The following is a 12,042-nucleotide window of genomic DNA, read 5'->3' on the forward strand; positions in this document are numbered from 1 at the left end:
CCCATCACAAGGATCTTTAGGAGGTCAAGATGCTCTTGGTGAGCGCCCCAATTCTAGGCGAGCCGGAGAAGGCAGCCTTGTCAAAGGTGATTGACAGCGGCTGGCTTACCATGGGGGAGCAGGTGCGCGCATTCGAACTGGCCTTTGCCGATATGCATGGCGCGCGAGATTGCGTGGCGGTTGGTTCCTGCACCGCAGCGCTTCATCTCATCCTGCATGCACTGGGAATAGGACCCGGCGACGAAGTATTGGTCCCGTCGCTGACTTTCGTGGCGACCGCGAATGCAGTGCTTTATGTCGGAGCGACTCCGGTCTTCGTCGATATCGAGTCGGTCGACGTGCCGTTGATGTCTCTCGCGGAAGCCGAAGCGCGGTGCACCTCACGCACGAAGGCGGTCATCCTCGTTCACTTCGCGGGCTATCTCGCCAATAGGGAACAATGGCAGCGGTTCGCCCGGGTTCGAGGGCTCCATATCATCGAGGACGCCGCGCATGCCCCTGGCCTGAGGGAAGTGGGAACGTTCGGCACTGCGGCGGCCTTCAGCTTCTATGGCAACAAGAACATGACGACGGCGGAAGGCGGTGCCGTGATCGCCCGTGATTCCGATCTGCTCGACAGGGTTCGCCAAGCCCGCGGGCACGGGATGACCAGCGGGACGCACCAGCGGCTGAACAGCCGTACCCCGCAATATGATGTCACGATGCTCGGGTTCAACTACCGCATGGACGAAATGCGTGCGGCAATCGGGCTCGTTCAACTGCAGAACCTGCAAGAGTGGAACGAGATCAGGCGTATCCTGGCCGTCCTGTATCGGCGCCTCATCGCGGAACATTGCCCGGCCGTGACCATTCCATTCAGCGAACCCCGGACGTCGGCTCACCACATCATGCCGATCCTCCTGCCGCGCTACGCAAGGCGGCAGGACGTGATCGACGAACTGCGGACGCAGGGGATACAGACCACGATCCATTATCCGCCAGTGCACCAGATGACGTTCTATCGCGAGCGTTATCCCGACATCACTCTGCCGCGTACAGAGGACTTTGCTCAGCGAGAGCTGACAATCCCGCTGCACCCTCAAATCACCTCAACTCTCGCCGAGGCGGTTGTGGCTGCACTTGCAAGCGCACTCAACGGCGGTGCCCAAACAGGAACTGCGGCATGAATGCGTCGGACCGTTCCCTTCATCGGCGCTTCGTCTCAAACCCCGCTCATGGTTTGGCGCGACGCTCGATCGATCTCGCGGTCGCGGGCGCCGCGCTCATCGTATTTGCACCGCTGATGCTTTTGATCGCCGGAGCGCTTCTGCTCGAAGGCGGTGGCTCGATCTTGTTCGCACAGACCCGCATGGGCGCCGGTGGCCGACCCTTCCGCATGTACAAATTTCGCAAGTTCGGTGTGAACTGCGGTTCCCAAGGCCTCGCACTGACCGTCGTGGGCGACAGCCGCATGACGACGGTGGGCCGGTTCCTCGCGGCAACAAAGTTCGACGAACTGCCGCAGCTGTGGAACGTCCTCAAAGGCGAAATGGCGATCGTCGGGCCACGACCCGAGAGCATGGCTTTCGCCGATTGTTTCCGAGGCGGCCTCGAGGCGGTCCTGCAATACAAGCCCGGCCTGCTGGGGCCAACCCAGGTTGTCTTCCGGCACGAGGCGCATTTCTTCCCCCGATCCGCGGATCCGATCCTGTTCTATCGGGAGGTTATGTTCCCCGCCAAGGCCAGACTCGACCTCTCCTATTATCCGCAGCGCACCATCGTCTCCGACATCGTGTGGATGGCGCGTGGCGTCCTGGCGGTTGTCGGCTGGGTTCCATCACAGCCGATCGACGTATGAACCCCAAAAGGAAAAGCGCTCCAGTCAGCCAAGGGAATGCGCAGTCATGAGCTACAACGGCAAGAAAGTTCTGGTGACAGGCGCGGATGGATTTATCGGTTCGCATCTCACTGAGGCGCTCGTCCGCAACGGCGCGGATGTCACTGCTCTGGCGCTTTACAATTCCTTCGACAGCCATGGATGGCTGGACGATTTGCCGGACAAGATCCGCAGCCAGCTGAAGCTCGTCCGCGGTGACGTCCGCGACAGCGCGTTCCTGAACCGGATCGTGCGCGGTCAGGCCGTCGTGTTTCACCTGGCTGCGCTCATTGCGATTCCATATTCCTACGCGGCTGCCCAGTCCTATGTGGAAACCAACATCCTGGGCACGGTGAACGTTCTTGAAGCGGCGCGTCAATGGGAGACGGAGCGGGTGGTGCATACCTCCACGAGCGAGGTCTATGGAACCGCCCAGACCATGCCCATCAGCGAAACGCATCCGCTGCAGGGACAGTCGCCCTATTCGGCATCCAAGATAGGCGCCGACATGATGGCGGAGTCCTACGCCAGGTCGTTCGATGTCCCTGTGGTCATCATGCGGCCCTTCAACACTTATGGTCCGCGCCAGAGCGAACGCGCCATCGTGCCGACCATCATCCGGCAGGCTCTCGATCCGAATTGCCCGGCGATCATGGTCGGCGATACGAGCCCGATCCGTGACCTGACCTTTGTCGAAGACACTGCGGCGGCCTTCCAGACCGCGGGCCTGGCCGGGCTCGAATTCGGCCACGCCTACAATGCCGGCAGCCAACGCGCCGTGACCATCTCCGACGTATTGGATCTTGTCCTGGAACTAAGCGGTTCCAAGAAACCGGTCCATCGTGACGAAAGGCGTTTGCGGCCGCAAAATTCGGAGGTTCGCGCCTTGCTCGCCGATTCCTCGCGTTTTGAAGGCGAGACTGGGTGGCAGGCGCAGACCAGCCTGCGCGACGGGCTGGAGCGAACGATCGCATGGTGGCGCGCGCGCCTTAGTGAAGGCCGGGTACGGCGCGAAATGGGTTACATGACATGACCCTGCTCCGCCGGCACATGTTGGTACTGCTGCTGATTGCCGGTGCCATGTTCGCGAATATTTATATGCTCGGTGGTCGCGAAAGCAGCGCATCGCAAACGTCGGCCACACCACCGGTGAAAAACCTGCCGGACTATCTTGGCGAAGCAACGGATCCCTGGTCCGGCACGACTTTCGTACGGATCACCCAGCCTGGAATTCTCGGCCTGGCGGGTGTCTGCGGGAAGAAATACTGCACCCACCGTTACTCGAGTGCACAGGCCTGGAATGCTGACCAGAGCCTTCTCGTGATCGTCAATGGTTGTGGTGGCATGTGCTTCCTCGACGGGCACAGTTACGTGCCATTGTTCCATCGCGACCGCTCGAATGAAACTGAATGCGAGTGGCATCCCAGGGATCCCCAGCTGATGATCTGCGTCGCAGGCAGGCAGATTTACACCTGGGCGCCGCGCACAAATCATGAGGATGTCGTGTTCGACACGGCAGCCTACAGCAAACTTCAGTTCGGACCTTACAAAGGCAATCCGAGCCGCGACGGCAACCGTATTGCGGTGCGTGCAACGCGCAATGACGGCAAATCGGTGGTCTTTGGCTACGACCTCAAGCAGCGGCGGAAATTCCCGGATATCGATCTTACCCAGCTTCCGGGGACCACCGGCTCCTGCTCGATCTCTCCGCTGGGGATCAATATTGTGTGCTCACAGGCATTGTCGGAAGACCATGAACCGACCTTCGTCTTTTCCATCGACGGCGTCTTGCAACAGAAGTGGATGGAGCACCACCGGCCCGGTCACGGCGACATGACGGTCGATGCCGACGGCAGCGAAATCTATGTGCGCACGGACGTTCACAGGCATTGTCGGAAGACCATGAACCGACCTTCGTCTTTTCCATCGACGGCGTCTTGCAACAGAAGTGGATGGAGCACCACCGGCCCGGTCACGGCGACATGACGGTCGATGCCGACGGCAGCGAAATCTATGTCGGGATCAGCAAATCGAATCCCGACATATATCAGGTGATCAAGCGCCGATTGGCCGACGGCAAGGTCACGTCGCTGATGAAATATGGCGAGGCCATGCATGCGTCGCTCAGGTCCCTGGACAGGCCCGGCTGGGTGTTTCTGAGCTATGGCGGAACGCCAGCCGAAGTATCGCAGCACCCGGACTGGGCGCCTTACGCGCAGCAGGTCATTGCGGTGCGCACGGACGGCAGCGGAGAAGTCCGCCGTATCGTGGAAACGCAGAACACCCACTTCGACTACTGGAGCGAGACGCATGCCTCGCCCTCGCCGGACGGCTCACAGGTAATCTGGTCGAGCAATTGGGGTGTGCCCGGTGGCCCGGTATACGATTTCGTTACCCGTGTTGAGTGGCCTTCGGAGCCGGTCCCGAACCAGAAGGAGATTGTCGCAAATGGCCTTCAATAAACGAACCGTTCTTGCCGCGGTTGCGGTGATGTCCCTGGCATCGATGGCCGCCGCAGGCGAAGCCGAGCAATATCAACTGTCACCTGGCGATACCGTCGAGATAGGGATAGCGCCGATCCCGGATCGAGCGCAGCGCGCTGTGGTCCAGATGGATGGCAATATCGCCCTTCCCGAGGTCGGGATGATCATGGTCGCAGGCCTGACGGCGTCTCAATTGCAGACGCGCATGCAAGCGCTTTTGCCGACCAAGATCTTTCACGTGCGTCTGGCCGATGGACGGGAGCAGATGGTTGTCGTCAAACCGGACGACGTGACCGCCATCATCGTGGAGTATCGTCCAATCTACGTGATGGGCGACGTGCTCACCCCTGGACAACAGGCCTACCGTCCGCTCATGACCGTACGGCAGGCGCTTGCCGTCTCCGGCGGCTTCAGCCTTTTGCGGTCACGGGCGGGCCAAACGGGTCCCGATCCGGTTGATCTCAGGCGCGATTACGAAACACTTTGGGGGGAGTACACCAAAGACTATTTTCACGCCGCCCGTGTCCGCGCCGAACTTCAGGGCCAGGCGGATTTCGACAAGCAGACGCCGCAGGGGTCACCTCTGTCGCCCAGCGTCGGAGCTGCGATCGCCCAGGCTGAAACGGACGGGCTGAAGATTGCGCTGAGCGATTTCCAGCAGGAGCAGACTTTTCTTGAGAGGGGCGAGAAGGATGCGGCTGATCAAATCGAGGTTTTGCAGAAGCGCGAACAGGTCGAGGCCGAGAGCGTGAAGGCGGATCAGGAAGACCTGGCGAAAGTAACCAAGGCGTTTGATGCAGGCAATCTGACCAACACTCGGCTCGCCGATGTCAGGCGCGCCTTGCTTCTGTCGTCGAGCGGTGCGCTGCAAACCTCGGTCGAGCTCATGAGAGCGCGGCGCCAGCAGGAGGACTATGTCAGGCAGCACGAACGCAATGACAATCAAAGGAGGATTGCCTTGCTGACGGATCTGAAGGACACCAACGCGCGGCTGGGTGATGTCACCGCCAGGCTGCACGCCGCCAGCGAGAAGCTGCAACCGACCGGAGCGTCCGCCCAGCCATTGCCGATTGCCGGCGAAACAATCCGGGCTCAGGTCACGATCGTCCGCAAGGTCGGCGATGAGTGGCGCAAGCTGTCGGCTGACGAAGACACGATCGTGATGCCGGGAGATACTGTCGAAGCCAGGTTCAGCAGCGATCTGCAAAGCGCGGCAATCCAATAGGCCGCTTTAGTCGCAGTCCGAAAAAAGAAATGAGTTGGGGGAACTTACTGTTCGATCAGGGCGTCGAACACAACCGAACGGGAGATACAGGTGAGGCTCAATTCCAGGCAAGGGGTGCCGCCGACGAACGCGGCTCGGATGGCTCAGTCAGCAAGTTACGCTTTCGATACGCCTTCGGCATCGCGAGTTCCCCGGGTCAAGCCGCGGACCGGTGAGCCCGGAATTTGGCAGGAGCTGATGTCCAACCAGCAGGTCCACACGCCGGGCGACCGGGTGTCGGACGACTACAGGGCCAGCCATTGCGCACCGGGCTACGGCGCGCATTACAACAAGACGCACGAGTCCGGCTACTACGGCGCGCTTTGGGAGAAAATCGAAAAACCCTTGATCCTGGACGTTCTTCGCCCAATGGGCGGAGCCGGCCGGAACTGCCTCGATTTCGCATGCGGAACAGGTCGCATCACCAGCGTGGCAGCCGGCGTGTTTGGCGAGGTGGTCGGCGCCGACATTTCGAGATCCATGCTGGGCAGCGCGCAAGTTCCGCCCAATGTGAGACTGCGCCACGTCGACATGACAACAGAACCTCTCGGCGAAACCTTTGATGTCGTAACGGCATTTCGCTTCTTCCTGAACGCCGAGGATCAGCTGAAGCGGGATGCGTTGAAGGCGATAAATGAACATTTGAAGGACGGCGGGCGTCTTGTGTGCAACGTTCACATGAATGCGACTTCACCAATCGGCCTGGTTTGCCGGCTGCTCAATCGGCTGTTTGGACGCACAATTCGCAACACGCTGAGCGTGGCGAAGTTCAAGGAGCTCCTGACGGCGTCGGGATTCCTTGTCGAGGAGATGATACCTTACGGCTATCTGCCCCGGCCGGGAAACCTCTTGCCCGGAGTCTGTGAAGCGTTGATGGAGCCCTTCGAAAAGGCGTCCAGAACTCTTCACGTTCCTGGACAACTGGCGCAACATTTCCTGGTTATCGCGAAGAAGCGCTAGCGGAATCGGACACTCAAATGGCCACGTGAAAACGGCCGGGAGCCGTTTGCCTGAGGGGCGACTCACCCTCCGAAAAGGACGGCGCGGTGTCGCTCGCGTTGCCGGGAACGCGACCTCCACAGCCTTCCGGTACTCCTTAAAACGGTAGTTTTCCCCTGATTTAATGCGTCAGATTCGGGTTTCTCGGCTCGGCGCCACGATTTCGCTACATTTTGACCGAAGGCCACGTACGTTAGTGGGGCGTAAATTAGAAGGCAAAGAGGGATACGCTCCTGAAAACCCAAAAATTGTCCGTGGCCAACGGGGCCAGTGAGCTTGCGCAACGATTTCTCACCGGAGGTCGCAAGCGATGAGCTCCGGAGGGATACGTTCGCCCGATCTGCGTGGCGCCATGCTTGGTGCCGTGCCCGGGCTGGTAGGCGTCGGCGTCTTCTCGGCGGTGATAAACCTTCTCGCCCTGACTGGCTCCGTCTATATGCTGCAGATCTACGACCGCGTTCTGCCTTCGCAGAGCGTTCCGACCCTTGTCGGATTTACGGTCGGAATGCTGGGCCTTTACGCGGTCTATGGATTGCTGGATTTCGTACGGCTTCGCCTCCTGGTTCGAATAGGCAATCGTCTCCATAAGAATCTGCAGCAAAGGGTGTTCGGCCTGTCGCTGTCCTTACCGCTCATCGGCGGGCAGGACGCGAACCGGATACAGCCGCTGCGTGATCTGGATCAGATCCGCGGCTTCCTTTCGGGATTGGGGCCGACCGTCATCTTCGACGCGCCGTGGATACCGTTTTATCTGCTGATCATCTATCTTCTGCATCCTGCGCTCGGTCTGCTGGCAACAAGCGGCGCGATTATTGTCGTTCTGCTCACGGTGATAGCGGAAGTCCTTGGCCGCGCATCCGCGGCACGCGCGTCCGAGACGATGGTGTCGCAACGCAATCTTGCCGATTCCGGCCGCCGCAACGCGGAGGTTGTGCGCGCGATGGGCCTTTCCGGGCGGCTTGCCCGCCGCTGGAGCGAGATCAACCACGCCTATCTCACGCACCAGGAACGGCTTTCCGACATTGTCGGCGCCACAGGTGCCCTCTCGAGGGCGCTGCGGATGGCCTTGCAGTCCTCTGTTCTGGGACTGGGCGCCTATCTCGTGATCGGGGGGGAAGCATCGCCAGGTGTGATCATAGCATCGTCGATACTGCTGGGCCGCTCGTTGGCTCCGGTTGACGCTGCGCTCGCAAACTGGCGAGGCTTCGCGGCTTTCCGGCAAAGCTATTCCCAGCTGGCCAAGGTGCTGGCTGTCGTCGGTGGGCATGAAGAAGTCATGGAACTGCCGCGCCCGCAGGCGGCGCTTGCGGTCGAGGACCTGACAATAGCGCCGCCGGGCCAGCAAAAACCGACGGTCGCCAATGTCAGCTTTAGCCTGCCCGGGGGCGCGGGAATGGCCATTGTCGGCCCGAGCGGTTCTGGGAAAACGACACTTGTGCGCGCGCTGGTTGGAGTGTGGCAGCCACTTCGCGGGAGGGTAAGGCTGGACGAAGCCTCGCTCGACCAATGGAATTCGGAAGAGCTTGGCGCTCATGTCGGCTATCTGCCGCAGGACGTCGAACTGTTTGACGGGACGGTTGCCGATAACATTTCGCGATTTGGTGGCAAGGACGACGCCAAGGGCGTGCTGGCGGCTGCCAGGGCCGCCGGCATCGACAAGATGATCATGCGGTTGCCGAATGGTTTTCAAACACGCGTAGGCGAGGGAGGCGCAGCCTTGTCGGCCGGACAGAGGCAACTGGTTGGGCTTGCCCGGGCACTTTATGGCGACCCGTTTCTGGTCGTCCTGGACGAGCCGAATTCAAACCTGGACGTCGATGGCGATGCCGCCCTGGCCGGCGCGATCCTGGGGGTGCGCCGACGTGGAGGCATCGTCATCATTGTTGCGCATCGTCCTTCTGCCCTCACCAATATCGACAAGGTACTCGTCATGTCGAATGGGATGCTTCACTCCTTCGGCTCGCGCGAGGAGGTCCTGGCCAATGTCATCCGGCCCTTCCCGACGCCTGCCGAACGGCAGGCATCGGTTGTTCCGATGCAGAAAGGGGTGAGCGGTCATGCGTGAGGTGCTGTTTCATGTCTGACGCGACGATGGTCTCGTATGCTCCGTTCGATAACGGGAGCCGAAGGGTCGAGGCGAATTCGGTCGAGGCGCGCGATGATATCAGGTCCAACCTGATCCTCGGTGCGGCGGTCACGGCCATGTTGGTTGTCGGCGGCGGGCTTTGGCTTGGGTTGACCAAGATCGCCGGCGCCGTGATCGCGCCTGCCACCGTGGTGGTCGAAAGCAACATCAAGAAAGTCCAGCATCTGACGGGCGGCACGATCGGGGGCATCTTCGCGCAAGATGGGGATCATGTGCGGGCTGGCGATGTGGTGGCCAGGCTGGATGACACGCTGACACGGGCCAATCTGCAGATAATCAGCGAGGATCTTGATCGCGCAACCGTGCGGCTTGCACGGCTGGAGGCCGAGCGACAAGGCCTGCCGGAAATGCAGCTTCCGTCCAGCCTTCAAGAACGCATGGGCGACCCGGAGCTGGCTGCACTGGTCAGAGGAGAGCGCACCCTCTTCGAAAGCCGCGCAACGGCGTTGACGGGGCAGAAGGCGCAGTTGGAAAGCCGCTCGAAGCAACTCGAACGCCAGATCGATGGCCTCAAGGCGCAGCAGGCCGCGGAAGACCAGTCCGTGGTCCTGTTGGACGGAGACCTTGGCGATGTCCAGGCGCTCTATACAAAGAAATTGGTGTCCAAGGAGCGACTGAGCAACATCCGATTGGATGCGACCCGAGCGCACGGAGAATCAGGACGCCTGGCGGCGGCGGTGGCTGAGGCACAGGCCAAGGTCAGCGAGACCGAATTGCAGGTTCTTCAGCTGGATGAGCAAAGGCGCAGTGAAGTAACGAGCGAACTTCGTGAAACCGAAGCCAAGCAGACCGAACTCAGCGAGCGCAAGGTCGTGGCGCAAGACGAACTGACCAAAACCAACATCCGCGCTCCGCAATCGGGAACGGTGCAGGAATCGGCTATCCACACAATCGGCGGTGTGATCGCTCCGGGGGAGGTGATCATGATGATCGTCCCCGACACCGACAATCTCGTCGTCGACGCGCTGATCCCCCCGTCGCGCATAGATGACGTTCGTCCGGGCCAGCACGTCTCCATCCGGTTTCCGGCCTTCGATGCCGGCACCACGCCTGCTTGCCAGGGATCGGTCAAGCGCATCTCGGCGGATCTGATCAAGGATCAGCAAAAACAGCTTTCGTATTTCTCGGCGCGCATCAATGTCGAGAACAAGGCGGCCTGCCTGACCGATGCCAAGGTGCTCAAACCTGGCATGCCGGCGGAGGTTCACATCAGCACCGACGAACGCAGCGTCTGGTCTTATCTGCTGAAGCCGCTCACGGATCAGATGTCCAGGGCTTTCCGCCAATGACGTGACGAACTGTTGGAAGCGAGCTGCAAAATATGATCAGCTGGCTCGTCCTCCTACGACGCGGTGAGCGCCCTCCGACGAACACGGCGAGCGGTGCGCACCGCTCGCTCCGCCGCCACCGGAAGCGTCTTGGCCACATCGTTCGTATGCGGCAAGGCGTTCGCGGCGCCACGGAACCTCTCATAGGGCAGCAATTCCCTGATCCGGGCGTTGACCGATGCAATTTCGGCTCGCAGGTCTTCGCATTCCTGCCGGCGGATATCGAGTTGTAGCTGATCGGATGCCTGCTGCAGCGAAAGCTGTGAGAAATTCGCGGTCATCTTCGAAAGGTTCAGCTTGTCGGTCTCGGCCTCTTTGGTGAGGGCCGCCAACCTTTCGTCCGCCACCTGTTTTTCCGCCACCGCGTCGCTCCATTGAAGCTTGAGCCTGGCGATCTCGGCCGAGGCCTCGCTGCTTGCGTTCGACGCGACCTCTAGTCGCGAGTGGAGATTCTGAATTTCGGAACGCAATCCTCGGATCTCGGCACGGCTGCGTTCGAGCTCGGCACCCTTGTCCGCCTCCATGATCCTGGCGGTTTCCGTCACTTCCGACAATTTCGCCTGGGCGGCCTCGAGCGCGGTGTGGAGCCGTGCCGCTTCCTTTTCGCTCTTGCCGAGCGCACCAAGCACTTCGGAATTTCGCGCGGCTTCGTTGGCATGGATCGTGGAGAAGGCGTCCAGCCTGTGCCGCGCCTCGTCCTCCCGCTTCAGCGCCTTTTCCAGGTCGATCGACAGGCTGACGTTCTTTTCACGCAGCAGTTTGTTTTCTCGCGCGCGCCTGTCGGCCTCGACGGTCGCGGCGGCAAGCGTGTTTGTGAGGTCTCCGAATTCCGCTTGGCTTCTTGCGTTGGTGTTCGCGGCTTCCACGAGTTCCAGCCTTGCCGCTGCCAATGCGCCACGAAGCGCCTCGGCGTCCTGAACCAGGCTTGCCTCGCGCTGCTGCAGGGCCTCCACCATGCTTTCACGCTCGTGATGCCTTCGGGTCAGGTCATTGAGCTTGTCCGACAGGCTCTTTTGCTCTGCGGTCAGGCTTTGATTGGCCAGCTCCAATTCGTTGGCGCGGAGAATGTCGGCATGAAGGATGTGAAAGAATTCAAAGGTCAGCTGATGTGTGCTTGCGATCTCGGACAGTTTCGCGTTGATCTCCTCGAAATGGAGCTTCGCATCGCGAAACAGCCCGTCAAAGGAACTCAAGGCAGCCATACGGCTCTGCGTATGAGAGGTCAGCCGTCGCACGGGTTCGGGAGTGCCGGCATCGCCGCTGCCGGCATCATCCTTGGTTTGCGCGCTCTCGTCCTGTTCGCTGTTGTCGTTTGGCATGGGCGGCTGGTCCGCGACATCGTCCATTGCCAGCGCCGACAGGTCATCCAAGCCAAGGCACTCGTCGACGGCATCAGCCAAGTCAGCTTCGAGATCCTCGAATGACTTCTCCACATTGTTGTCGGCACGTCTGATCAGATCTCTGAACTTCATGCCCTGCATCCCCCTTCCGCATGCCTGGACCCAGCAAGGCGCGGACTGAGCTTTCTTCTGTATCGAGAGATCAGTTCGGTGTCTTCGTTCAATCAAACGATGCCGGGTGCCGGCGATTCATCGCTTTAACGGCGAAGAGTCGTCGAGAATTGTAAGCGACAGCCCTAAGGTTCGGAGGTCGTCGGTCATTCCCCACCAACCTTTTTAACCTGTGCCGGGATGACCCTTCTCGTGTTCATCTTGACGTTTTTCGTCGCGTGGACCCCAGCGCCGCTCGCTTTCCGGCACGCGAGGCAGTCGGGAGCGCTTTCGCGTGCAAGCCCCAGATTGATCAAGCGGCCCGACAGCCTCTTGTAGGGGGGCATCAGGCGGCCGGGCCTAACCGGCTGTTGGGTGTGTTTTGGTTTGCCGGCTGCCTCAACATGCGCCTGGGCCAACGGAAGCGCATCATTCGAACGAACTGTTCGTCGGGCGGCTTCACGCGGCCGACGACGC

General features: G+C 60.6%; 8 protein-coding genes and 1 pseudogene. 8 read left to right on the top strand and 1 reads right to left on the bottom strand.

What is annotated here, in order from left to right:
* The first annotated feature begins 29 nt into the window (after window positions 1-29).
* The 8 genes and pseudogenes from ACVILI_RS10740 to ACVILI_RS10775 all read left to right on the top strand — a co-directional run bounded on the left by ACVILI_RS10740 (window position 30) and on the right by ACVILI_RS10775 (window position 10,036).
* Window positions 30-1,166, top strand: coding sequence for a DegT/DnrJ/EryC1/StrS family aminotransferase (locus ACVILI_RS10740; protein WP_038644803.1), 1,137 nt, complete (start codon window positions 30-32; stop codon window positions 1,164-1,166).
* Window positions 1,163-1,837, top strand: a complete 675-nt coding sequence (locus ACVILI_RS10745; RefSeq protein ID WP_027047197.1) for a sugar transferase — start codon at window positions 1,163-1,165, stop codon at window positions 1,835-1,837. Before ACVILI_RS10740 ends, ACVILI_RS10745 begins: the two co-directional genes overlap by 4 nt.
* A gap of 46 nt (window positions 1,838-1,883) precedes the next feature.
* Entirely contained in the window at window positions 1,884-2,888 is a 1,005-nt protein-coding gene (locus ACVILI_RS10750; RefSeq protein WP_019860115.1) for an NAD-dependent epimerase/dehydratase family protein, read from the top strand.
* Window positions 2,885-4,317: pseudogene (locus tag ACVILI_RS10755) on the top strand (hypothetical protein). The gene ACVILI_RS10750 and the pseudogene ACVILI_RS10755 overlap by 4 nt, the downstream one beginning before the upstream one ends.
* A complete protein-coding gene (locus ACVILI_RS10760) occupies window positions 4,304-5,563 on the top strand; it encodes a polysaccharide biosynthesis/export family protein (protein ID WP_038644808.1) in 1,260 nt (419 codons plus the stop codon). The pseudogene ACVILI_RS10755 and the gene ACVILI_RS10760 overlap by 14 nt, the downstream one beginning before the upstream one ends.
* Window positions 5,564-5,800: 237 nt before the next feature.
* The gene (locus ACVILI_RS10765) at window positions 5,801-6,562 is read left to right on the top strand and encodes a class I SAM-dependent methyltransferase (RefSeq protein ID WP_038644810.1); all 762 of its coding nucleotides are present in this window, start codon (window positions 5,801-5,803) and stop codon (window positions 6,560-6,562) included.
* A gap of 349 nt (window positions 6,563-6,911) precedes the next feature.
* On the top strand, window positions 6,912-8,666 hold the full coding sequence (locus ACVILI_RS10770; protein ID WP_038644812.1) for a type I secretion system permease/ATPase: 1,755 nt from the start codon (window positions 6,912-6,914) through the stop codon (window positions 8,664-8,666).
* 26 nt (window positions 8,667-8,692) lie between these two features.
* On the top strand, window positions 8,693-10,036 hold the full coding sequence (locus ACVILI_RS10775; protein WP_019860110.1) for an HlyD family type I secretion periplasmic adaptor subunit: 1,344 nt from the start codon (window positions 8,693-8,695) through the stop codon (window positions 10,034-10,036).
* 53 nt (window positions 10,037-10,089) lie between these two features.
* Here ACVILI_RS10775 and ACVILI_RS10780 read toward each other — a convergent pair whose 3' ends face one another.
* A complete protein-coding gene (locus ACVILI_RS10780; RefSeq protein WP_457102435.1) occupies window positions 10,090-11,643 on the bottom strand; it encodes a hypothetical protein in 1,554 nt (517 codons plus the stop codon).
* Between the last annotated feature and the right edge of the window lie 399 nt (window positions 11,644-12,042).

The sequence above is a fragment of the Mesorhizobium sp. USDA 4775 genome (assembly GCF_054062655.1).